Origin of the sequence: Actinosynnema pretiosum, assembly GCF_002354875.1 — a bacterium.
GTDB lineage: Bacteria > Actinomycetota > Actinomycetes > Mycobacteriales > Pseudonocardiaceae > Actinosynnema > Actinosynnema auranticum.
Window position 1 is genome coordinate 6,476,040 of sequence record NZ_CP023445.1, and the last position, 22,239, is coordinate 6,498,278.

Here is a 22,239-nt window from a genome sequence, read left to right on the forward strand (position 1 = left end):
CTGCGGGGCATGACGGTCGCGCGGGGGCTGGCGGATGCGCAGAGCGCGCGGCTGGCCGGGATCGACCCGGTGCTGCCCCCGATGATCGCGCCGCTGGACGGGGACGTGGTCACGGCCGCGCTCCCCGACGGGACGCGGGTCGCGGGGGTGCTCCAGCAGCAGGTGCACGAGCGGAACTCGCCCGCTCGGCTGTGGTCGGCCACCGAGGTGTGGGAGCTGACGCCGCTGCTGGGCGGCGCGGGGCCTGCGGGCATGGACGCGCTGATGCGGGCGTGGCGCAGGCGGATGGAGCTGGTCGGACCGGCCGAGCGGGACTCGGCGTGCGTGCTGACCTGGCCGAGCCGGGACGTCGAGTCGGGCTCGGTGCTGATGGACCACGGGATGGTGCCGCTGTCGGTGGTGGCGGTGCGGCGGGGGCCCGCGCCCGCCTCCCGGAGCGGGTCGCTGGTGATCCGGCGGGCCAAGCCGTCGGACCTGGAGGCGGTGCTGGAGCTGGCAATGGCCGAGCTGCGGTACTCGTCGATGGTGGGGTCGACGGTGAACCGGCCGGAGGCGGTCGCGCTGAAGCGGCGGGCGCTGGCCGAGCGGCTGGCCGCGGGCGGGCCGACGTGGCTAGCCGAGCGGGAGGGGGTCGCGGTCGGGCTGGCCGAGTGCGCGATGGTCCTCTCGGAGCCGGGCAACTCGGCGTCGACCCGGCTGCCGCCGGGGCGGTGGGGGTACGTGAACTGCGTGTCGGTGCTGCCGGGGGCGCGGGGGTCGGGCGTCGGGCAGCAGCTGATGGCGCACGTGCACCGCGAGCTGCACCGGATGGGCGCGGTGGGCACGTACCTCTACTACAACCCGCCGAACCCCCTGTCGTCGGTGTTCTGGCCCCGCCAGGGCTACCGGCCGCTGTGGACGATGTGGGAGGTCCGCCCCGCGGGGGCGCTGCGCTGAACCAGCGCGGTGGACCACCACCCGTTCGGGAGGGGGCTGCGGGGGGCTGGGGCGGCTTAACCTGGAGCGGGCTACCGGGACGCTGCCGCACGCCCTCGTTCTCCGGGTGAGCGGTCCGTTCACCCGCCGACACGGGGCCGCTCCCCCGGTTCCGCGCCTCGCGCCGACGCACGCGCCAGGTTCGCGCCCACGCCCCACGCCCCACGCCCCACGCCCCACGCAAGGCTTCGTGGCTCGCGCCGCCATCTACTCCTGGCTCCGCAACCCGCGCCGATCGCCAACCCGGTTCCGCAACCCGCGCCGATCGCCAACCCGGTTCCGCGCCTCGCACCCCGCGTTCAACACCCCGCGTTCAGCATCCCGCGTTCAACACCCCGCGTTCAACACCCCTGCGCCTCGTCCCTCGCCCATCCCGCCGCGCCTGACGCCACTCGCGTTCCCCGCGTCGTCGCACCGGGCACGCCGGCCACGTCCGGCCGGCCAGCCGCGCCTGCCCCGTCGAGCGCTGTCGCTTTCGCCGGTTTTCCGGGGTTTCCGCACGTCCGGGCGTTTCCGCGCTCGCGCTCGGTCACCCTCAGGAACCCTGCGCACCCGCCGTAGCCCTCGGTGGCAGATCACACCCGTCCGATTTGCCAGAGGCCCCTCCCCAGTCGCACTATTTGAACTGACCGGTCAGTTTAAATAGGAGGTCCCGGTGCGGATCAACGCCCGGCGCGTCGGCGTCACCGGCGCCCACGGCCCACTGCTGCGCCCCACCAGCCTCGCCATCACCCCCGGCGAGCCGCTGCTGGTGGCGGGCGACCCCGGTGACGGGCACACCGCGTTCGCGCTGGTCGTCTCCGGTCGGATGAAGCCGAGCACCGGCGAGGTCGACGTGCCCGCCCGCGAGCTGCGCGCCAGGGTCGCCCTGGTCGACTCGCCCGACGTGACCGCGCCCGAGCCCGCGCTGTCGCTGGCCGCCGTGGTCGGCGAGGAGCTCGCGGTCAACCGCAGGCCCAGCGGGCGCAAGGCCGTGCACGACTGGCTCGCCGCCCAGCACGCCGACCACTGGGCCGCCGCCCGCTTCGAGAACGTCCCCGCCGCCGTGCGCTGCGCCCTGCTGCTGGAGCTGGCCGCCGAGCGCCCCGGCGTGGACACCCTCGTCCTGGACTCCCCCGACCGGCACCACCCCGACCCGGCCGCCTGGTGGGCGCTGGCGCGCGAGCGCGCGACCCCGGAGCGGTCCGTCGTGGTGCTGTGCACGACCGCCTCCGCCGCGCTGCTGGGCGTGCCCGCCGCGCGCCTGGGCGCCGACAACTCCCCCCAGACCCAGTCGGAGAACGAGCTGTGACCTCCCTGCGCATGGCGCTGAACGAGCTGCGCCGCGTCACCTCGGGCAGGCTGCCCAGGCTGGCCGTGGTGGCGCTCGCCCTGGTGCCGCTGCTGTACGCGTCGATGTACCTGTACGCCAACAAGGACCCGTACTCGCACCTGGACAACCTGCCCGCCGCGCTGGTCGTCGCCGACCGGGGCTCCGACGACGGCTCCGGCGCCACCGAGAACGCCGGGCGCGAGGTCGCCGACGAGCTGCTGCGCGGCCACAGGTTCGACTGGCGCGAGGTGGGCGAGGACGACGCCGAGCGGGGCGTGCGCGACGGCGAGTACGCGTTCGCGCTGACCCTGCCCGAGGACTTCTCGCAGGCGCTGACCTCGTCCGGCCGGTTCACCCCGCGCCAGGGCGTGCTCGTGCTCACCACCAACGACGCCAACAACTACCTGGGCAGCACGATCGCGAACCAGGTGGTGTCCGAGGTGCGCCGCTCGGTGTCGGCGAAGGTCGGCACGCAGGCCGCCGACCGGTTCCTGCTGGGCTTCTCGACCGTGAGGGAGAAGACCGAGCAGGCCGCGAGGGGCGCGACCGAGCTGGCCGACGGGCAGCGGACCGCGCTGGACGGCGCGCAGAAGCTCGCCGACGGCACCGGGACCCTGGCCAGCGGCGCGGCCGAGCTGGCGAGCGGCACCGGGCAGCTGCGCAGCAGCACCTCCGACCTGCCGCGCTCGGCGCAGCAGCTCGCGGACGGGGCCAAGCAGGTCTCGGACGGCACGGAGCAGGCCGCGAGGACCGCCGAGCAGTACGCCGCCGAGGCCCGGACCCTCGTCGCGGACCTCGGCAAGGCCGACGCCGACCTGGTGGCGCGGCTGCGCGAGCGCGGGTTCACCGACGAGCAGGTGCAGCAGGTGGAGACCGTGCTCGGGACCGTGCGCACGCCCGTGAACGACGCGAACACCAAGGTCCAGGACACCGCCGGTCAGCTGCGGACCCTGGCGAACGGCGCGAAGAAGGTCTCCGACGGGGCCGCGAAGCTCGCCTCCAGCACGCCCGCGCTGACCGGCGCGATCGGCAAGCTGGACGACGGCGCGAAGCAGCTCTCCGGCGGCGCGGGCCAGGTCCGGGACGGCGCCGGGTCGCTGCGCGAGGGCGAGCAGAAGCTCGTGGACGGGACCGAGCAGCTCAGGTCCGGGCTGACCGAGGGCGCCGAGCAGATCCCGCACCCCGACGACCCGACGCGCGAGTCCACGGCGGGCACCATCGGCGACCCGGTGACCGTGCGCGGGGTCAGCCAGACCACGGCGGGCAGCTACGGCGCGGGCCTCGCCCCGTTCTTCCTGAGCCTGGCCACCTGGATCGGCGCGTTCGTGCTGTTCCTGCTGCTGCGCCCGCTGTCGCGGCGCGGGCTGGCGTCCGGGCAGGCGGCGGTGCGGGTGGCGCTCGGCGGGTGGCTGCCGGGGGCGCTGCTGGGCGTGGCGCAGGTCGTGGTCATGTACTCGGTGGTGACGCTGGTCGTCGACATCCGGCCCAGCCACCCGGTGGGGGCGCTGCTGTTCCTGTTCCTGGCGTCGGCGACGTTCGTGGCCGTGCTGCACGCGCTCAACGCGCTGCTCGGCGCGGTCGGCAAGTTCCTGGGGCTGGTCATGCTGATCCTGCAGCTGGTCAGCGCGGGCGGCACGTTCCCGTGGCAGACCATCCCCGAGCCGCTGTACCCGCTGCACCACGGGCTGCCGATGAGCTACGCCGTCGACGGGCTGCGGCACCTGATGTACGGCGGCGAGCTGGGACCGGTGTGGTCGGACGCGACCGTGCTGGGCTGCTACCTGGTCGGGGCGCTTGCCCTGTCGACGCTGGCCGCGTACAAGCAGCGGGTGTGGACGCCCTCTCGCCTCAAGCCGGAACTCGTGCTGTGACCGCCGCCGCCTCGCCGGGCAGGCCGCAGGCCACCCGACCCCGCCGCACGGCGGCGACCAAGCAGAAGCTGTTCGACGCGGCGCTGCGGCTGGTCGGGGAGCGCGGCGCGGCGGGCGTCACGGTGGACGAGATCGCCGCGGGGGCCGGGGTCGCCAAGGGCACCGTGTACTACAACTTCGGCAGCAAGGACGCGCTGGTGGACGCCATGCTGCGGCACGGCGTCGACCTGCTGGCGGAGCGGCTGCGGGTCTCGGAGGACGCCGAGCCGCCGGAGGCCGTGGCCGCGCTGGTCGAGGGGATGCTGGGGTTCTTCGGCGAGTACCCGGCGTTCGCGCAGCTGCTGGTGAGCGAGCTGTGGCGCACGCCGGGGCAGTGGCACGGGACGCTCAGCCTGCTGCGGGACGACATCGTGTCGATCGTGCGGGCGCAGGTGCAGCGGCTGGCCGACCTGGGTCGGCTGCCCGACGGGGTGCAGGTGGGCACGGCGTCGGCGGCGCTGTTCGGCACGCTGCTGGTGGTGGCGCTGGACTGGCAGGTGTTCCAGCCGGAGCGGGAGCTGGCCGAGGTCAGGGACTCGGTGCTCGCGCTGGTGCGCGGGCTGACCTGAGACGGGGCCCCGCGACCGGGTCACCGGTCGCGGGGCGCACCGCCGCTAGTAGCGGACCTCCCAGGTGTCGACCTCGCCGACCTGGCGCACCGAGGGCGGGTCGCCCGCCAGCGCCCGGCGCACCGCCTCCATCACGCCGCTCGCGGTCTGCTCGTGGCTGAGCCAGCGGGTCCGACCGTCCCGCCGGACGAACCCGAGCACGACCTGCTGCGTCGGGTGCCCCGGCAGCACCGGCTCCGGCAGGCCCCCGGTGGGGCTGACCGCGCTGATGTCGTGCACCTCCACCACCGGCGCGCCCGCCTCCAGCAGGGGCGCGACCGCCTCCAGCACCGGGACCCGGTAGCTGTCGTGCACCCACGCCACCAGCAGCCCGGCGGGTCGCAGCAGCGCGTCGCCGACCAGGCCGGCGAGCTCCTGCGGGCGCGACCAGTCGGCCGCGACCTCCACGACGGACCCGCCCGTCCCGCCCGCCGAGGCGCGCGGCGTCGGCACGTGCCCGCGACGGCGCACCGCCTCCCGCACCGCCTGGCCCGGCGCCAACCTCGCCCGCCGCGACGGCAGCACCACCTGCCAGCCCTGCTCGACCAGCTCGGCCGAGCACCCCTTGAGCATCCCGGTACCCCCCAGCACCAGCGCGCTCCCGATGCCGACCGCCCGCTCCATCACCGAACCGACTCCTCCCCGCGCCCCCGCACCGCGCGGCAGTGCGAGATCGCGAACCGCTGCACCCCGGCCCCGCGCCACCGCTCCACCGGGGTGGCTCTCCCGTCTGGCCCGTACCCCGCCACGCGCCGGAGTGGCCCCGATCGCCACTCGTCGACCTCGTGCTGACCGCGCAGCCGCACCAGCACCGGCGCCGGTCCGCCGCAGGCGCGGAGGACGTCGACGTGGTGGCGGGTGCCACCGTGCGCGTTCCACGCCCAGCGAACCACGTGTTCCCGATCGGTGAACACCGTGTAAAGGGGTGGTTTCGCCTTGCCGCTCCACAGGACCGTGTCCGCGACCCGGCGCAGGGCGGTGCGCCGGACGAGGCGGCGCAGGGCCGCGGCGCGCGGGTGGTCGAGCCGGACGGGCAGGTCGGCGCGCGCGGCGAGGACCGGGCGGGCGTCGTGGTGCTGCCACTCGGTGACCCAGCGGGGGCGGGCGGCCAGCGCGCGCACGTCGTCGGCGAACTCGGGGCGGGGCTGCTGGCCGGGGCCGCGGAAGAGGGAGTCCAGCTCGACGTGCGGAAGGCCGAGCGACTCGCCGATCCGGCCGGGCGGGGTGGTCTTCCCGGAGCCGGACGTGCCTGCGACCAGCACGCGGCGCGGGGTCAGCGGCAACTCGTCCGAGGGTCCCAGCAGCGACACCCGCGCAGGCTACCGCCGGAGGGGGCGTGGGGCGGGGAGGCGGAACGGGGCGGGTTTTTGTTGCACCCGTTGGGGAGGGGGTTTCCCTGGGGCGGGGAATCGGGGTTGCCGGAGGGCGGGGCGCGGGCGGCAGCGGGTTCCCTGCTCGCGGCAAGCGGCTGGTGGTGGCGGGGCCTCGGCGCGGTGCGCTCCGCGATCAGAGCAGGTCGGCGACCGCGACCGGTTGGCCGGTGGCCAGGCTGCGGTTCGCGGCGAAGCCGGTGAGGAGCGAGCGGATGCCGTCGGCGTGGTCGGCGCGGCGGCCGAGCGGGTCCGGGACCGGGGGGCCGTAGAGCTGGGCGGTCATCCGCTGGTCGGCCAGGTGGTGGCCGCCGCCGTGCTCGGTCGGCAGCTCGCTTGCCCGGCCGAACAGCGGCTGCGCGATCAAGCGCACCCAGCCCGGCTCGCCCGCCGCGTGCTGGCCGCTCACCCAGGAGGTCTCGACCACCTCCAGCTCCAGCCTGCCCGCGTCGCCGTTGAACACCACGCGGTAGCCCTCCTTCGGCGAGTACGCCGTCAGGTGGTAGGTCATGCTCGCCCCGGTGTCGTACCGGACCAGGACGGCCAGGTCGTCCTCGATGGTGACGCCGGGCGCGAACGGGTTCTGGTCGCGCTGGTAGCCGTCCTCGGGCTCGGCGTCCAGGTACAGCTCGCGCAGCCACCCGTCCTCGGCGAGGCGCAGCGCGAACGGGTCGCCGTCCGCCTCGGGCGAGCCGTGCACGCGCGCGTAGTCCCGGTGCCGCCCGTGCCGCTTGCCGCTCTCCTCGCCGTAGAAGAACAGCGAGCCCTGGGCGTACGCGCTGACCGGCGCGGCGCCGAGCCACCAGTTGACCAGGTCGAAGTGGTGGGTGGACTTGTGCACGAGCAGCCCGCCGGAGGACGCCTTGTCGCGGTGCCAGCGGCGGAAGTAGTCGGCGCCGTGCCGCACGTCGAGGAACCACTCGAAGTGCACCGACCCGACCCGCCCGACCACCCCGCCCGCGAGCAGCCCGGCGACCCGCTCGTGCACCGGGTGGTAGCGGTAGTTGAACGCGACGTCGACCCGCCGCCCGGTCCGCGCCACGGCGTCCGCGACCGCGGCGGCGCCCTCGGGATCGGTGGTCATGGGCTTCTCGGTGATCACGTCGCACCCGGCTTCGAGGGCGGCGACGACGTAGTGCGCGTGGTGCCGGTCGACGGTGGTGACCACGGCGACGTCCACCGACTGCTCGGCGAGCATGGTGGTGAAGTCGGCGGCCCGGTACGCGGGGACGGGCGCGGCGAGCAGCCGGTTGTGCGCGGCGATCCGGACGGGGTTCGGATCCGCGAGCCCGACGAGCACCCCGTACCGCTCGACGGCCGCGACGTGCACCCGAGCCCGCGCCCCGGTCCCGACCACCGCATACCGCCGCATCAGCCACCCCTCCCGCCACACCAGCACCACCGCTCCCCCGCACACGCGCACCGGCCTGGTCCTGGCCCCGGCCCTGGGCCGACGGCGACGGCGACGGCACCGGCACCGGCACCGGCACCGAGCCAGAGCCGGGACCAGGGCCAGGGCAAGTTCAGCGCCAGCGCCAGGCCAGGTCCAGCCCTAGACCAGGCCAGGCCAGGCCGGGGCCGGGGCCGGGGCCGGACAGGTTGCCCGGCTGGCACCTCGTTACGGAAAGCGCTTTCCAGCACGGTAGCGGCGAACCCGCGTAGGTGACCAGGCCCAACGTGCGGCTTTCCCGCAGCGTCGAACCGCCACCCGCGTTGATCAACCCCGCCGGACAGCTCGGCGCCCCGGCCAGATCACCCGCGTGACCGGCCGCCGGTCGGGCGACACGAGGGCAGGGCGGAGCCGCCGGGGGCGACGTGCGGCACCCGGCTCAGCGCTCCCCCGCGACGCTGCGCGACCGCGCGGGCGGCCGTTCGGGGTACCGGCCCCGATTCCCGCCCACCAGGCACGCGGGCGCGCTCGACCGCCGCGCCGCCCTGCGGCACGGTCTCCGGCGCCGTGACGACCCACGGCCCAGCACCCCGCCACGAGGACCCACGGCGCAGTGCCCCGCAGTACCCCACAACGCGGTCCCACAGCGCGGCCCCACAGTGACGACCCACAGTGCAGCCGCACCACGACGACCCACGGCGCAAAACCCACCGTGCAGCCGCGCAGTGACGCTCCACCGCGCAGGACCCCGCCGTGCAGCCGCACGGCGCGGCACCCTCGACCAACCCGGTCCCACCACCCGGCGGCGGCGCCACGCGTCCGCCGCCGGGAGAGCTCACCCGCGCGCCGTCAGTGCGCGGCCTCGTCCCACGAGCGCCCGACGCCCACCGAGACCTCCAGCGGCACCGAGAGCTGGAACGCGTTGCCCATGTGCTCGCGCACCAGCGACTCCACCGCAGCGCGCTCGCCGTCCGCGATCTCCAGCACGAGTTCGTCGTGCACCTGGAGCAGCATCCGCGACGTCAGCTCCGAGGCCTCCAGCGCCTGGAACACCCCGAGCATCGCCACCTTGATGATGTCCGCCGCCGACCCCTGGATCGGCGCGTTGAGCGCCATCCGCTCGGCCATCTCCCGCCGCTGCCGGTTGTCGCTGTTCAGGTCGGGCAGGTACCGCCGCCGACCGAGGATGGTCTCGGTGTACCCCTTCTTCCTGGCTTCCTCCACGATGGACTGGAGGTAGTCCCGCACCCCGCCGAACCGCGAGAAGTACGCCTCCATCTGCTCCCGCGCCTCGGCCGCGGGGATGCGCAGCTGCTGCGCCAGCCCGTACTCCGACAGCCCGTACGCCAGCCCGTACGACATGGCCTTGACCCGCCGCCGCTGCTCGGCCGTCACCTCGCCGGTCGGCACCGAGAACGCCTTGGACGCCACGAACGTGTGCAGGTCCTCGCCGCTGCGGAAGGCCTCGATCAGCCCCTCGTCTCCGGACAGGTGCGCCATGATCCGCATCTCGATCTGGCTGTAGTCCGCGGTCATCAGCTCCGCGTACCCCGGCCCGACCACGAACCCCTCGCGGATGCGCCTGCCCTCGTCCGTGCGGATCGGGATGTTCTGCAGGTTCGGGTCGGTGGACGACAGCCGCCCGGTGGCCGCGATGGTCTGGTGGAACGTGGTGTGGATGCGCCCGTCGTCGGCGACCGCCTTGAGCAGCCCGTCGACCGTCGTCTTGAGCCTGGTGACGTCCCGGTGCGCGAGCAGGTGCTGGAGGAACGGGTGCTGGGTGGACTCGAACAGGCTCTGCAGCGCGTCCGCGTCGGTGGTGTACCCGGTCTTGGTCTTCTTCGTCTTCGGCATCCCCAGCTCGTCGAACAGCACCACCTGCAGCTGCTTGGGCGACCCGAGGTTGATCTCCTTGCCGATGACCGCGTACGCGTCCTGCGCGGCCTGCTTCACGCCCGCCGCGAAGTGCGCCTCCAGCCCGGTCAGGTGCTCGTCGTCGACGGCGATGCCGATGCCCTCGATCTCGGCGAGCAGCGCCAGCAGCGGCAGTTCGAGGTCGGCCAGCAGCCCTTCCTGGCCGGTGCGGTGCAGCTCGGTGTCGAGCACGTCGGCCAGCTCGGCGACGGCGGAGGCCCGCACGATGGCCGCCGTGGCCGCCTTGCCGCCCTCGTCCTCCTCCTCGTCGAGCAGCGACAGCTGCCCGCCGCCCGGCTCCTCGGCGCGCAGCTCGCGCTGGAGGTGCCGCAGCACCAGGTCGTCGAGCGAGAACGAGCGCTGTCCGGGGCGCACCAGGTACGCGGCGAGCGCGGTGTCGCTGGTCAGCCCGCCGAGCCGCAGCCCGCGCGCGCGGAGCCGGTGCAGCAGCGGCTTGGCGTCGTGCACGGCCTTGGGCGCGTCGGAGGCGAGCCAGTCGGCCAGCGCGGTCTCGTCGTCTGGGGTCAGCGCGGCCAGCCGCACGTACCCGCCCTCGCCGCCGACGGCGAACGCCAGCCCCTCGACCTCGCCGTCGGACTCGCGCGGGGCGACGCCGACGCGGGCTCCCGCGTGCGCCTGGAACCACGCCGCCAGCCCGCCCTCGGCGAGCTCGCCGCCGCTGACCTCGAAGCCCTCCTCGGCCTCGGGCTCGGCGGACGAGAGCGTCGCGAACAGCCGGTCCCGCAGCACCCGGAACTCAAGCTGGTCGAAGAGCCGGTGCACCGCGTCCCGGTCCCACGCCTTGGCGGCCAGGTCCTCGGGGCCGAGCGGCAGCTCGACGTCGCGCACCAGCTCGGTGAGCTGCCGGTTGAGCAGGATGTTGGCCAGGTTCGCGCGCAGCGACTCGCCGACCTTGCCCTTGACCTGGTCGACCCCCTCGACCAGCCCGCTCAGGTCGCCGAACTGCCCGAGCAGCTTCACGATCGTCTTCGGCCCGACGCCGGGCGTGTTGGGCAGGTTGTCCGAGGAGTCGCCCCGGATCGCCGCGTAGTCGGCGTACAGCGACGGCGGCACGCCCTGCTTCTCCAGCACCAGCTCCGGCGTGTACCTGGCCAGCTCGGACACGCCCTTCACCGGGTACAGCACGGTGATGTCGTCGTTGACCAGCTGCAGGGCGTCGCGGTCGCCGGTGCAGATGAGGACCTTCTGGCCGAGCGCCGTCGCCTGGGTGGCGAGGGTGGCGATGAGGTCGTCGGCCTCGAAGTTCTCCTTGGACAGGAACGGGATCGCGAGCGCGGTCAGCACGTCCTGGATGAGGCTGACCTGGCTGCGGAACTCGTCCGGGGTCTCGCTGCGGCCCGCCTTGTACTCGGGGTACGCCTCGGTGCGGAAGGTGCGGCGGGAGACGTCGAACGCGACGGCGATGTGCGTGGGCTTCTCGTCGCGCAGCAGGTTGATGAGCATGGACGTGAAGCCGTAGACCGCGTTGGTCGTCTGGCCGGTGGCGGTCTGGAAGTTCTCCGCTGGCAGCGCGAAGAACGCCCGGTAGGCCATGGAGTGACCGTCGACCAGGAGCAGGCGGGAGGCTTCTGAGGTGCTCACGCGGGCGAGTCTAGGGTGAGGGTCCGACAGCCGACCCGAGTGGAGCCGCCCGACATGACGACCCCCGACCAGCTCCCCGGCCTGGACCAGGCGTTCGCCGACGAGCAGCTGATGACCCGGATGGGCATCGAGATCACCCGGTGGGACGGTGACGAGATGGTCGGCACGATGCCGGTCAAGGGCAACCGCCAGCCGTACGGGTTGCTGCACGGCGGCGCGAACGCGGTGCTCGCGGAGACGCTGGGCTCGATCGCGGCGGCGACCCACGCGGCCCCCGACCGGGTGGCGGTCGGGCTGGAGCTGTCCTGCACGCACCACCGGTCCGCGCGCGAGGGCCTGGTGACGGGCGTGTGCAAGCCGGTGCACCGGGGCCGCAGCACGGCGACCTACGAGATCGTGGTCAGCGACGAGGACGGCAGGCGGCTGTGCACGGCGCGGCTGACCTGCTTCCTCAAGGAGGTCTGACGCGGTGCGGGCCGCCCTGCCGCTCTTAGCCGTGCTGCTGGCCGGGTGCGCGAGCGCGCCGGAACCGCCGCCGCCGCCCGCCTACCGGGTCCCGGTGGAGGCCCCGCGCCCGGACGAGGTGGTGCTGGACGTGCCGACCACCTCGGACGGTGACACCGCTTTCACCCTGCTGGGGTTGACCACCGGGTTGGACGTGGTCATCGGCAGCCACGCGGAGTGGCGGGCCAAGGGCCGGTTCGCGCGGGTGCGGATGATCGTGGTGAACACCGGCCGCAGCAGCGTCCTGTTCGACGCGCGCAGGCACGTGCTGGTGGACGAGCGGGGCGGCGAGCACCCGCAGGACGCCCAGGCGATGACGATCAAGCGGCAGCCGGAGCGGGTCGACCTCGGCGCGGGCGTGCGGCTGGAGTACGACGCGTACTTCGACGTGCCCGAGGGCGCGAGGCCGGTGGCGCTGCGCGCGTTCGGCGGGCCGACGCTGACCGACCTGCAGGACCTGGAGGGCACCGAGATCCGGTTCGGCTGAGCCCAGGGCGCAAGACGAGGGCCCGACCACCGCGGGTGGTCGGGCCCTCGTCCGGTTCTCAGCCCGTCTCAGTGGCCGCCGAGGTAGGCGGCGCGGACCTGCGGGTCGTCGAGCAGGTCCTTGCCCGGCGCGCTCTTCACGACGCGACCGGTCTCCAGCACGTAGGCGCGGTGCGAGATCTTCAGCGCCTGCTGGGCGTTCTGCTCGACCAGCAGCACGGTCGTGCCGTCGGCGTTGATCTCCTGGATGATCTTGAAGATCTCCGCGATCAGCATCGGCGCCAGACCCATGGACGGCTCGTCCAGCAGCAGCACCCTGGGGTTCGTCATCAGCGCGCGGCCGATGGCGATCATCTGCTGCTCACCGCCGGACATGGTGCCCGCGAACTGCGTCTTGCGCTCGGCGAGCCGGGGGAACCGGCCGTACACCTTCTCCAGGTCGGCCGAGAACTCGCCCTTCCGGGTGTAGGCGCCCATCAGGAGGTTCTCCTGCACCGTCATGCCGGGGAACACGCCCCGGCCCTCGGGCGACTGGCCGATGCCCAGGCGCACCCTGCGGTGGCCCTGCATCTTGGAGATGTCCTCACCCTCGAACAGCACCTTGCCGCTGGTCAGCGGGCGCAGTCCGGAGATCGTCTTGAGCGTGGTCGTCTTGCCCGCGCCGTTGGCGCCGATCAGCGAGACGATCTCGCCCTCGTTGACGTCGAGGGTGATGCCCTTGAGCGCCGCGATCTTGCCGTAGTGGACGTTGATGTCCTGGACCTCAAGAAGCATCTTCGGACACCCCCAGGTACGCCTCGATCACCTTAGGGTTGTTCTGCACCTCTTGCGGGAGTCCTTCCGCGATCAGCTGGCCGAAGTCCAGCACCGCGACGCGGTCGCTGACCTCCATCACCAGGCTCATGTCGTGCTCGATCAGCAGGACGGTGCGGCCGTCGTCGCGGATCTTGCGGATCAGCTCCTGGAGCGACTTCTTCTCCGCCGGGTTCATGCCCGCGGCGGGCTCGTCGAGCAGCAGCAGCTTCGGGTCGGTCGCGAGCGCGCGGGCGATCTCCAGCCTGCGCTGGTCGCCGTAGGGCAGGTTCTTCGCCGTCTCCGTGGACCGCGCGGAGATGCCCACGAAGTCGAGCAGCTCCCGCGCCAGCTCGCGTCCGCGCTTCTCCTCCTTGCGGTGCCACGGGAGGTTGAAGGTCGCGCCGATCGCACCGGTCTTGTGGTGCGCGTCCGCGCCCACCATCACGTTCTCCAGCGCCGACATGTTGTGGAACAGCCGGATGTTCTGGAACGTGCGGGCCACGCCCTGCTTGGTGATCTTGAAGCGCTTGGTGCCGTTGAGCTTCTCGCCGTTGAACAGCACCTGCCCCTCGGTGGGCTGGTAGACGCCGGTGACGACGTTGAACACCGTGGTCTTGCCGGCGCCGTTGGGACCGATGAGCGCGAAGATCTCGCCCTCGTTGATCTGGAAGTCCGCTCCGCGCAGCGCGACGACGCCGCCGAAGCGCATCACCACGTTGTCGAGCTTGAGGACAGGGGTGCTCACTTGACCGCCTCCGTGGACGCGTCGGTGTCCGGCCCGGCGACTTCGGCGCCGAGCGCGCCCATGCCACCGGTCCCCTCGTGCAGTTCGGCTTTCCTGCGCCGCGACGGGAGCAGGCCCTCGGGGCGCAGACCCATCATCAGCACGAGCACGCCGCCGAACAGCAGGATGCGGTACTCGGACGGGTCGCGGCCGAGCAGGTCCTCCAGCCAGTTGACCTCGCGGAACCGCTCGGGCAGCCAGGCGATGACGAACGCGCCGAGCATGACGCCGGGCAGGTTGCCCGAGCCGCCCAGCACGACCGCGGCCAGGATCGTCGCGGACAGGATGAACGGGAAGGTGTTCGGCTCGATGAACACCGCCTTGCCCGCGTGCAGGCCGCCCGCGAGACCACCGATCATCGCGCCGATGGCGAAGGCCAGCAGCTTGAACTTGAACGTCGGCACGCCCATCAGCTCGGCGGCGTCCTCGTCCTCGCGGATCGCGGCCCACGCGCGGCCGACGCGGCTCTTCTGCAGCCGCACCGAGAAGATGATGACGACGGCGATCGCCGCGACCATCAGGTAGTAGTACGGCGCGGGGTCGAGCCGGAACTCCAGGCCGAGCATGTCCGGCGGGTGCGGGATGTTCGTGATGCCGCGCGCGCCGCCGATCTCGTCGGTGTTGTTCGCGGTGATCCGGACGATCTCGCCGAAGCCGAGCGTGACGATGGCCAGGTAGTCGCCGCGCAGGCGCAGCGTCGGGGCGCCGAGGACGACGCCGGAGACGGCGGCCAGGCCGATGCCGATCACGATGGTGGCCCAGTAGTTCCAGCCGTACTGGGTGCCGAAGTAGGCCACCGAGTAGCCGCCCATCGCGAAGAACGCGACGAAGCCGAGGTCGAGCAGGCCCGCCTGGCCCACCACGATGTTCAGGCCGACGGCCAGCAGGATGTAGACGCCGACCGGGTAGATCAGCACGGTCGTCCAGTCCGCGCCGGGCGACATGAACGAGCCGATCCACGGGGCGGGCAGGATCAGGGCGAAGACGATCGCGCCGAGGTAGACCAGGTAGCGCTGCCAGGTCTTGGCGTGCTCCCACCAGTCCCTCAGGCCGTCGAACAGCGCGCCGACGCGCCTCAACGGGTTCGAGTTGCCAGACACAGCGTTGCCTTTCATGCGCGGGCCTTCTGGAGGGATTCGCCGAGGATGCCCGTCGGGCGGAACATCAGGACGATCACCAGGACGGTGAACGCGATGACGTCCTTCCACTCGGAGCCGAGGAAGATGGCGCCCCAGTTCTCGATGAGGCCGAGCGTGATGCCGCCGAGCAGCGCACCGCGCAGGTTGCCGATGCCGCCGAGGACCGCGGCGGTGAACGCCTTGATGCCCAGCACGAAGCCGACGTTGTAGACGGTGTTCTCGTACTCCATCAGGTACAGCGCGCCCGCGACACCGGCCATGGTGCCGCCGAGCAGGAACGTGATGCGCACGATGGTGTCGATGTTGACGCCCATCAGCACGGCGGCCTCGGGGTCCTGGGCGGTGGCCCGGATGCCGCGGCCGATCTTGGTCTGGTTCACCAGGCGGTCGAGCGCGACCATCATGACGATGGCGGCGACGATCACGATGACGTGGTCGGTGCGCACGTCGGCGTTGCCGATGGTGAAGAGGGTCTCGCGGTCGACGATGCGGGCCGCGGACTGCTGGTTGCGCCCCGGCTTGCCGGTCAGCCACGGGATGATGACGAGCGCGAACAGCTCCTGCAGGAACAGCGAGGCGCCGATCGCGGAGATGAGCGCGGTCAGGCGGGTCGCGCCCTTGCGGCGCAGCGGCCGGTAGGCCACGAACTCCAGGAGCACCGCGGCGCCGCCGGAGACGGCGCCGGACACCAGGATGAGCAGCACCATCACGCCGATGAGGGCGACGCCCGTCAGCGGGGTGGCGGGCGCGATCGCCGTGATCGTCACGAGCGACGCCATGGTGCCGATCATGAAGATCTCGGAGTGCGCGAAGTTGATCAGGCGGAGGACGCCGTAGACCATCGTGTAGCCCAGGGCGACGAGCGCGTAGATGGAGCCGATCACCAGTCCACCCACCGTGCTGGGTAGGAACTGGTTGGTCAAATCTTCAAGCATGACTGGTCTGCCTCACGAGACGGGGCGGGGAGAGAAAACGTCGCAGTGCACGAGGGGAGCGGCGCCGTCGCGGTGCGACGGCTGCCCGCTCCCCAGCGCTTCCTTGCCTGTGACCGTCCGGGAGATCAGCCCTCGAGCTTGGCCTCGTCGGCCGCGCCCAGCAGCTTCAGCACGCCACCCTTGACCTGGTAGATGAAGATGGCGTTGTTCTCGGGCTCGCCGTTCGCCTTGAACTTGATCGGCTTGGAGACGCCCTCGAAGTCCGCGGTCTTCAGGAAGTCGTTGATCTTCTCCGAGGTGGTGTTGCCCGCCTCGATCGCCTTGATGTACGCGGTCGCGGCGTCGTAGCCCTCGGTCGCGTAGATGGCCGGGTCGGCGTTGGTGGCCTTCTTGTAGTTGTCGTAGAAGGTCTTCAGCGGACCGGTCACGTCGGCCGACGGGATGTTGCACGGGCAGGCGAGGATCGCGCCCTCGGCGGCCTGGGCGCCCGCGGCGGAGACGAGCTGCGCGTCGAGCGAGCCGTCACCGGAGGCGAACGGCGCGGTGACGTTGCTGTCGCGCAGCTGCTTGAGCAGGCGACCGGCCTGCGCGTAGTAGCCGCCGTAGACGATCACGTCGGGGTTGGCCGAGGCGACCTTGGTGACCACGGACGAGTAGTCCGAGGCGTCCTTGGAGAAGCGGTCCTTCTCGACCGCGACGCCCGCGCCCTCGAACGCCTTCGCGACGGCGTCCGCCAGACCGGTGCTGTACTCCTGGTCGTCGGAGAGCACGAAGGCCTTCTTCGGGCTCTTCGCCTTCACCAGGAAGTCCGCGATGCCGGGGCCCTGGTCGTCGTCGTTCGCCACGACGCGGTGCCAGAACGACCAGCCGTTGGCGGCCAGGCCGGGGTTGGTGGCCGAGGGGGAGATGCTGGGGATCTTGTTCTGGTCCAGCACACCGCCGATCGCCTTGGACTCGCCGGAGAAGGCCGGGCCGATCAGGGCCGAGATCTTGTCCGAACCGACGGCCTTCGTGATGAGCGAGGTGGCCTGCTCGGGCTTGCCCTGGCTGTCGTACTCGACGAGCTCGATCTTCACCTTGGGGTTCTTGGCGTTGTACTCGTCGACCGCCAACTTCGCCCCGTTGCGCGGCGGGATCACGATCGCCGAGTTCTCACCGGTGAGGTCACCCATGAACCCGATCTTGACCGTGTCGCCGTCGCCACTGCCCGTGCTGCTGCTGCCGCCGCCGCCCGCGCATGCCGCGAGCACCAGCGAGGACGCCGCTGCGAGCGCCAGCACTCGGCCGAGTCGTGCTCCTGACACCGGAATACCTCCCATGACACCAACCACAACCGTTCCGCCGAGAAGCGGAGGACCCCCGACACATGGGGGCGTGGAGTTAGGGCAGGAACGTAGCTTCAGTTGCGTTCCGTGAACAGGTGGCCTGCCTGCTCTGTGTCCACATCGTGACGGTAGTCACCGAAAAATTCACGCGCGTTAACAACGTCAAGTTCGGATCAAATAGCGAATGGTCACCCTACTCTTGCAGAGGGTAACCGACAATGGACATGCGAGAACCCCGGAGTTACCCGTTCAGGTAACGCCGGGGTCTGCGGAGTGGATCGGTCCGGCAGGCTCAGCCGAAGTTTTCGATGACGGCCTCGGCCACTGCCTTCATGGTGGTGCGGCGGTCCATGGCGGTGCGCTGGACCCAGCGGAAGGCCTCGGGCTCGCTCAGGTTCTGCTTGGTCATCAGCAGGCCCTTGGCGCGCTCGACGACCTTGCGGGTCTCCAGGCGCTCGTTGAGGCCCGCGACCTCCAGCTCCAGCGCCTGGAGCTCGGAGAACCGGCTCATGGCCAGCTCGATCGCGGGCACCAGGTCGCGCTTGGCGAAGGGCTTGACCAGGTAGGCCATGGCGCCCGCGTCGCGGGCCCGCTCGACCAGGTCGCGCTGGCTGAAGGCGGTCAGTATGACGACGGGGGCCACCCGCTCGCCCGCGATGACCGACGCGGCCTCGATGCCGTCGACCTTGGGCATCTTCACGTCGAGGATGACCAGGTCGGGGCGCAGCTCCTTGGCCAGCGTGATCGCCTCGTCGCCGTCGGCGGCCTGACCGGCCACCTCGTAGCCCTCCTCGCGGAGCATCTCGACCAGGTCGAGCCGGATCAGGGCCTCGTCCTCGGCCACGAGCACGCGGCGCGGCGCGGCCTGGGACTGGGCCTCGGCAGCCTGGGTCACCGGGGTCCTCCTGACGCTGTGTGCTGAGGTCCGACGCGGATGCGACGGGCGAAGGGCGAGTCTACCGGTGGCGGGACCGGACCACGTGGGGACCGGTCCGTGATCACCGACACCGCCCGGAGGACCCTCCGGTGAAGTTAACCCGCCGGTAACACGCCGATCCCGCCCAGCGGACGTTCGCGGGCGCGCGCGAAGGCGGACGGGGTGTCGACGCACGCGCGCCACCCCGTCCGGATGACCCCGAGCCGCCCCTCGGCGCAGCGGGCGGTCGTACGACCGGGCGGACGGGTGGGGTGGCCGCACGTCGACCACCCCACCGGGCGACCTCCGGTCACCCCTCCGCACCGAGCGCGGACGGCTCCGGGAGCGGTCCGCGCACCGGCACAACGCTCGGGGGCGCCCGCCGGGTTCCCGCCGCCCGGACGACCCCTGCAAACGATTGGCCCGACCACCCCCTCAAGGGGGTTGGAACCGGCCGCGCCGCTCACCGAACGTGTCCGCGAACCCCTGGTCACGGAACGTGCCGAGCACGGGGCGTGGCGCCCGCGCGGTGCGCGGCCCGGTCACTCGCGCGCATTCCGCTAACGAAAGCGCGCTCTCTTCCGTGAGTCGGCCAAACGTTTTCCCGTCCGGGTGAACTCGCGGGCGGGGGCAATTCCCCCGGAGTTCTCCCGGCAAATGTCGCCCCCGGCTAGCGGGTGGACCAGCCGGTCACGCCGGGGGGCCACTCCATGGCGGCCAGCGCCTCCTCGTTCGCCGGATCAGGGCCTGGGACCACCCGCACGTGCAAGCTCCACCAGCCGTCGGAGAGCGTCGCGCTCTCGCGGGAGGCGGTTGTCGCCACCAGTCCGGGGATGCCCACCACCGGGTGAACCAGCCGCTGCGCGACCGCGGGCAGCGCGGGGCCCTCGGGCCACTCCAGCCACCACTGGTCGTCCCGCGCCAGGGTGCGCGTCCACGGCGCCGCGGCCAGGAGCGCAGGCCTGCGCAGGGCGGAGGCGGCCAGGCCGGAGCGGCGGGGGAACTCGGCCAGGTGGGCGCGCTCGGACTCGTGCAGGTCGCCCTCGGCGAAGCGGTGGGACAGGTCGCGGTCGCGCAGGAGGGTGCGGACGTAGGCCATGCCCTCCCGCCACAGCGCCTCGTCCACGCCCGCCAACACCACGCCCGCCGGGCTGCCGGGGATCAGGAGCTCGATCGAGCGCGGGCGCCTGCGCACGCGCAGGCCGGGGACGCCGGAGACGCCACCGTCGTCCTCCAGCCTGGGGAGCAGCTCGTAGAGGAGCGGGCCGAGCGCGTGCTCGGCCAGGTGCAGGCGCAGGCCGTGCGGGCCGGGTTCGGCGGCGCGGAAGGCGTGGGCCGGGCGCACCATGCTCGCGGGCGGGCGCAGCTGGAGGTGCGAGCCCGCCTCGGTGGCGGCCTGGAGGACGGCGCACTCCAGCTCGCGCTGCTCGCGGGAGGCCGGTTCCGGGATCAGCAGGCCTCGGGCGTCGCCCGCGCCGTTGAGGGCGTCGACCAGGTGCTCACGCCGCCCGTCGGGCAGGTCGGACAGGACGGCCCGGACCGCGGGCACGGCCTGGGAGGTGTTCTCGCCGGTCTCGGCCCTGCGCAGGGCGACGAGGCGGTCGGTCAACGACGTCTTCGACATGGCGGTCCTCGTTCCCGCCGCCCGGCTCGGCGAACAAGGACGCTGTGGCGTCGCTTCTGGGGGTGGATCGGAGGTGGCGCGTCGGGAAGGGGGCGCCTGCGCCCTGCGGCGGATCTGCCGCCCTCTGCCGGGGAGCGGCTCCAGCCCGGCGCCCCACCCGGACGCCCGGCTTCGAGGGTACCAGCGGGGGCGGCGCGGTCGGCGGGGTTTTCGGCCAGCGGGGTTTTCCGGCCAGCGCGCGCTGACGCCGTTCTGGTCGGGGCTGCCGGTGCTGTCTGCGTTGCCGGTGCTGTCTGCGTTGTCGGTGCTGTCTGCGTTGTCGGTGCCAGCCGGTTTTTGTCGGTGCCCGTCGCTACAGTTCGCAGCGCCGGGTCGTCCGGGGTCCGATGTGGACGCCCGGCTGCTGTCGCGCGCTCGCGCGCTCGCCGGTGGGCTCGGGCCGTTAGGGTCCTCGGCATGGTTGGCGACGAGCGGGTCTGGCCAGGGGCTGCGGCGGACGACGAGCTGCGGCTCGCCGTGGAGTTCCTGGACTTCCTGCGCCTCACGGTGGTGGGCAAGGTCGACGGGTTGTCGCGCGAGCTGGCGGTGCGCGCGCCGCTGCCGACCTCGCCGGTGGTGAGCCCGCTGGGCGTGGTGAAGCACCTGGTGGCGGTCGAGCGCTGGTGGGTGTCGATCATCGCGGGCGGGAGCGGCGCGCCGGAGCTGTGGGGCGCGGACGCCGACGCCTCGTGGCTGGTCGCCGAGGAGGACACGGTGGAGTCCGTGCTGGCCGCGTACCGGGAGGAGTGGGCCCTGGGCGCGCGGTCGCTGGCCGGTCTGCGCCCCGGCGACCCGGTTCGGGGAGCGGATCGGGACGACCTGCCGGGTCGCACGGTGCGCTGGGTGCTGTCCCACGTGGCCCAGGAGACCGCGCGCCACGTGGGGCAGCTCGACCTGCTCAGGGAGCTCGCGGACGGGGCGAAGGGCGAGTGACCGGGTTGGTCGCGCTCGGGTGAGCGCGACCAACCCGGCGCTGGCGGCTGGGCACCGGAAGTGGGACTGGCTCCGGAAGTGGGACTGGCACTAGCTCCGGCAGTGGCGCTGGTCCGGCAGTGGCAGTGGCGCGGGTCTGGCAGCCGCACCGACCCGGCGACGCGACGCGCGTGGCCGGGCGGTCGAGCGCGCCCTCGGAGCGGAGCGGGCAGCCCGGCACGGGTTTTCCAGTGCGGGCTGCCCGGCGCGAGCCACCCAGCGGTCAGGCAGCGAGCGGTGGTCAGCGATCAGGCAGCGGTCAGACAGCGGTCAGCGGTCAGCGGTCGGGCAGCGGTCAGCTGGTGCCCGCCTGGAAGCGGTCGCGGGACAGCTCCGCGACCGCCGACAGCGCGTTGCCCAGGTGGTAGTGGTCCACCGCCAGGTAGTTCGGGGTCTTGCGGGCGGCCGGTTCGCAGAAGCGGCGGGCGCGGTCGGCCAGCTTGCCGTTGTCCGAGGTCGCCGTCCCGGTGAACGGCACGTCGCGGAAGTGGTTCATCACGAACAGCGGCGTGAAGCCCGGTTCGGTGCGGGTCAGCGGGGTCGACCAGCGGCTGTAGCAGGACCAGTCCGAGTTGCCGACGCCCGCGCCCATGGACCAGTAGTTCTCCACCGTCCAGTCCGGCTGGAACATGGCGCCCAGCGAGTCCCGGCCCGGCTCGTCGCTGAAGATCAGCAGCCGCTTGCCCGAGGCGCGCAGCGCGTCCAGCGTCGGCCACCCGTTCTGCCGCACGCCCGCCTGGTCGGGGCGGAACAGCACGTTCGCCAGGCCCGGCACCTTCGCCAGCTCGGCGCGCAGGACGTCCACCGAGACGTAGTCCTCCAGGAACACCGTCACGACCTCGCTCGGGTTGCGCCCCAGGAAGTCCACGAGCCGCCGCAGGTCCACGTTCAGCGCGACCGGGCCGCTGACCAGGGTGCAGCTGTTGTGGCACAGGATCGCGCCGTCCGGGGTCTGGTGGACGTCCAGCTGGAACGCGCGCACCCCGTCCGCCAGCTGCTGCTCGACGCCGCGCGCCTGGTTGGGCGCGAGGTTGATGAACGGCGGCGCGAACCCGCCGTCCACGCCGTTCGCGTAGGCGTTGTGCGCGGTCAGGAAGGTGACCTGGTCCAGCCTGCGGCTGCCGTCCTGCGGCACGGCGACGCGGGTCGGGCTCACCGGGTTCAGGAACCAGGTGTCGCGCCGGGTCCCCACGCGGGCCTGCTCGCCCTCGGTGGTCAGGTAGCGGCTCTGGCCGGGGACCTTGAGCACGCGGGACGCGCCTTCGGCGACGACCTCCCAGCGGGCGTCCGCGCTGTCGCAGGCCAGCAGGACGGCCTGGTCGCCGGAGCGGCCGAGGCAGCGACCGCCCTCCTGGAGGGTGTCGCCGACGACGTTCCACTGCTGGCGGTCCTCGTTGCCCTTCGGGCGGCGCAGCGGGACCGGGCTCGCGGACGCCGAGGCGTTCAGGCCGTTCGTGGCGCTCTGGAGGTAGTGGAGGCCGGATTCGGCCGCCGCCGCGGTGTTCTGGGACGCGAGGGCGTTCGGGGACGCCGCGGTGTTCGGGGACGCGAGGGCGGTTGCGGGGAGCGCCGCGACCAGCAGGGCGGTCACGGCGAGCGCGGGCAGGCGCATGGTGCGGGGGTCCTCTCCGAAACCCCG

The 22,239-nt window shown here is 72.8% G+C and carries 19 protein-coding genes; 7 read left to right on the forward strand and 12 right to left on the reverse strand.

What is annotated here, in order from left to right:
* Window positions 1–9 precede the first annotated feature (9 nt).
* The 4 genes from CNX65_RS27510 to CNX65_RS27525 all read left to right on the forward strand — a co-directional run bounded on the left by CNX65_RS27510 (window position 10) and on the right by CNX65_RS27525 (window position 4,766).
* Window positions 10–936 (forward strand): GNAT family N-acetyltransferase, encoded by a 927-nt coding sequence (locus CNX65_RS27510; RefSeq protein ID WP_096496343.1) that lies wholly within the window; start codon window positions 10–12, stop codon window positions 934–936.
* A gap of 694 nt (window positions 937–1,630) precedes the next feature.
* Window positions 1,631–2,266, forward strand: a complete 636-nt coding sequence (locus CNX65_RS27515) for a P-loop NTPase family protein (RefSeq protein ID WP_096496344.1) — start codon at window positions 1,631–1,633, stop codon at window positions 2,264–2,266.
* Window positions 2,263–4,158: a YhgE/Pip family protein gene (locus CNX65_RS27520; RefSeq protein ID WP_096496345.1), complete on the forward strand. Its 1,896-nt coding sequence runs from the start codon at window positions 2,263–2,265 to the stop codon at window positions 4,156–4,158. The genes CNX65_RS27515 and CNX65_RS27520 overlap by 4 nt, the downstream gene beginning before the upstream one ends.
* Complete coding sequence (locus tag CNX65_RS27525; RefSeq protein ID WP_015804230.1) at window positions 4,155–4,766, forward strand: TetR/AcrR family transcriptional regulator; 612 nt, start codon at window positions 4,155–4,157, stop codon at window positions 4,764–4,766. Before CNX65_RS27520 ends, CNX65_RS27525 begins: the two co-directional genes overlap by 4 nt.
* A gap of 45 nt (window positions 4,767–4,811) precedes the next feature.
* Here CNX65_RS27525 and CNX65_RS27530 read toward each other — a convergent pair whose 3' ends face one another.
* From CNX65_RS27530 to polA, 4 genes are all read right to left on the reverse strand, one after another.
* Window positions 4,812–5,429: a Rossmann-fold NAD(P)-binding domain-containing protein gene (locus CNX65_RS27530; protein ID WP_218181087.1), complete on the reverse strand. Its 618-nt coding sequence runs from the start codon at window positions 5,427–5,429 to the stop codon at window positions 4,812–4,814.
* On the reverse strand, window positions 5,429–6,115 hold the full coding sequence (locus tag CNX65_RS27535; protein WP_232520033.1) for a P-loop NTPase family protein: 687 nt from the start codon (window positions 6,113–6,115) through the stop codon (window positions 5,429–5,431). Before CNX65_RS27535 ends, CNX65_RS27530 begins: the two co-directional genes overlap by 1 nt.
* 196 nt (window positions 6,116–6,311) lie before the next feature.
* The gene (locus tag CNX65_RS27540; protein WP_096498029.1) at window positions 6,312–7,547 is read right to left on the reverse strand and encodes a Gfo/Idh/MocA family protein; all 1,236 of its coding nucleotides are present in this window, start codon (window positions 7,545–7,547) and stop codon (window positions 6,312–6,314) included.
* Between the two features lie 867 nt (window positions 7,548–8,414).
* Window positions 8,415–11,081, reverse strand: a complete 2,667-nt coding sequence (gene polA, locus CNX65_RS27545; RefSeq protein ID WP_096496347.1) for a DNA polymerase I — start codon at window positions 11,079–11,081, stop codon at window positions 8,415–8,417.
* A 54-nt stretch (window positions 11,082–11,135) separates the two neighbouring features.
* Here polA and CNX65_RS27550 point away from each other — a divergent pair, with 54 nt between their 5' ends.
* Complete coding sequence (locus tag CNX65_RS27550) at window positions 11,136–11,546, forward strand: PaaI family thioesterase (RefSeq protein ID WP_096496348.1); 411 nt, start codon at window positions 11,136–11,138, stop codon at window positions 11,544–11,546.
* Window positions 11,547–11,550: 4 nt separating this feature from the next.
* On the forward strand, window positions 11,551–12,072 hold the full coding sequence (locus tag CNX65_RS27555; RefSeq protein WP_096496349.1) for a DUF4352 domain-containing protein: 522 nt from the start codon (window positions 11,551–11,553) through the stop codon (window positions 12,070–12,072).
* A gap of 68 nt (window positions 12,073–12,140) precedes the next feature.
* Here CNX65_RS27555 and CNX65_RS27560 read toward each other — a convergent pair whose 3' ends face one another.
* The 7 genes from CNX65_RS27560 to CNX65_RS27590 all read right to left on the reverse strand — a co-directional run bounded on the left by CNX65_RS27560 (window position 12,141) and on the right by CNX65_RS27590 (window position 19,589).
* Complete coding sequence (locus tag CNX65_RS27560) at window positions 12,141–12,845, reverse strand: ABC transporter ATP-binding protein (protein ID WP_015804238.1); 705 nt, start codon at window positions 12,843–12,845, stop codon at window positions 12,141–12,143.
* The gene (locus tag CNX65_RS27565) at window positions 12,835–13,575 is read right to left on the reverse strand and encodes an ABC transporter ATP-binding protein (protein ID WP_096498030.1); all 741 of its coding nucleotides are present in this window, start codon (window positions 13,573–13,575) and stop codon (window positions 12,835–12,837) included. Before CNX65_RS27565 ends, CNX65_RS27560 begins: the two co-directional genes overlap by 11 nt.
* 32 nt (window positions 13,576–13,607) lie before the next feature.
* Window positions 13,608–14,765, reverse strand: coding sequence for a branched-chain amino acid ABC transporter permease (locus CNX65_RS27570; RefSeq protein ID WP_096496350.1), 1,158 nt, complete (start codon window positions 14,763–14,765; stop codon window positions 13,608–13,610).
* Window positions 14,762–15,724, reverse strand: a complete 963-nt coding sequence (locus tag CNX65_RS27575; RefSeq protein WP_096496351.1) for a branched-chain amino acid ABC transporter permease — start codon at window positions 15,722–15,724, stop codon at window positions 14,762–14,764. Before CNX65_RS27575 ends, CNX65_RS27570 begins: the two co-directional genes overlap by 4 nt.
* Before the next feature lie 125 nt (window positions 15,725–15,849).
* The gene (locus tag CNX65_RS27580) at window positions 15,850–17,028 is read right to left on the reverse strand and encodes a branched-chain amino acid ABC transporter substrate-binding protein (RefSeq protein WP_232520035.1); all 1,179 of its coding nucleotides are present in this window, start codon (window positions 17,026–17,028) and stop codon (window positions 15,850–15,852) included.
* A gap of 313 nt (window positions 17,029–17,341) precedes the next feature.
* On the reverse strand, window positions 17,342–17,944 hold the full coding sequence (locus tag CNX65_RS27585) for an ANTAR domain-containing response regulator (RefSeq protein ID WP_015804243.1): 603 nt from the start codon (window positions 17,942–17,944) through the stop codon (window positions 17,342–17,344).
* A gap of 691 nt (window positions 17,945–18,635) precedes the next feature.
* On the reverse strand, window positions 18,636–19,589 hold the full coding sequence (locus CNX65_RS27590; RefSeq protein WP_096496353.1) for a hypothetical protein: 954 nt from the start codon (window positions 19,587–19,589) through the stop codon (window positions 18,636–18,638).
* Window positions 19,590–20,045: 456 nt separating this feature from the next.
* On the opposite strand from CNX65_RS27590, the gene CNX65_RS27595 reads away from it, so the two are divergent.
* Window positions 20,046–20,561 (forward strand): DinB family protein, encoded by a 516-nt coding sequence (locus CNX65_RS27595; RefSeq protein WP_096496354.1) that lies wholly within the window; start codon window positions 20,046–20,048, stop codon window positions 20,559–20,561.
* A 334-nt stretch (window positions 20,562–20,895) separates the two neighbouring features.
* Here CNX65_RS27595 and CNX65_RS27600 read toward each other — a convergent pair whose 3' ends face one another.
* Window positions 20,896–22,212 (reverse strand): PI-PLC domain-containing protein, encoded by a 1,317-nt coding sequence (locus tag CNX65_RS27600; RefSeq protein WP_096496355.1) that lies wholly within the window; start codon window positions 22,210–22,212, stop codon window positions 20,896–20,898.
* Window positions 22,213–22,239: the final 27 nt, after the last annotated feature.

Bases quoted from the DNA above. Each gene is read 5' to 3' on its own strand.
- CNX65_RS27565 (WP_096498030.1), bottom strand. From the start codon at position 13,575: ATGCGCTTCGGCGGCGTCGTCGCGCTGCGCGGAGCGGACTTCCAGATC.
- CNX65_RS27595 (WP_096496354.1), top strand. From the start codon at position 20,046: ATGGTTGGCGACGAGCGGGTCTGGCCAGGGGCTGCGGCGGACGACGAG.
- CNX65_RS27540 (WP_096498029.1), bottom strand. From the start codon at position 7,547: ATGCGGCGGTATGCGGTGGTCGGGACCGGGGCGCGGGCTCGGGTGCAC.
- CNX65_RS27590 (WP_096496353.1), bottom strand. From the start codon at position 19,589: ATGTCGAAGACGTCGTTGACCGACCGCCTCGTCGCCCTGCGCAGGGCC.
- CNX65_RS27530 (WP_218181087.1), bottom strand. From the start codon at position 5,429: ATGGAGCGGGCGGTCGGCATCGGGAGCGCGCTGGTGCTGGGGGGTACC.
- CNX65_RS27510 (WP_096496343.1), top strand. From the start codon at position 10: ATGACGGTCGCGCGGGGGCTGGCGGATGCGCAGAGCGCGCGGCTGGCC.
- CNX65_RS27550 (WP_096496348.1), top strand. From the start codon at position 11,136: ATGACGACCCCCGACCAGCTCCCCGGCCTGGACCAGGCGTTCGCCGAC.
- CNX65_RS27600 (WP_096496355.1), bottom strand. From the start codon at position 22,212: ATGCGCCTGCCCGCGCTCGCCGTGACCGCCCTGCTGGTCGCGGCGCTC.
- CNX65_RS27570 (WP_096496350.1), bottom strand. From the start codon at position 14,765: ATGAAAGGCAACGCTGTGTCTGGCAACTCGAACCCGTTGAGGCGCGTC.
- CNX65_RS27575 (WP_096496351.1), bottom strand. From the start codon at position 15,724: ATGCTTGAAGATTTGACCAACCAGTTCCTACCCAGCACGGTGGGTGGA.
- CNX65_RS27560 (WP_015804238.1), bottom strand. From the start codon at position 12,845: ATGCTTCTTGAGGTCCAGGACATCAACGTCCACTACGGCAAGATCGCG.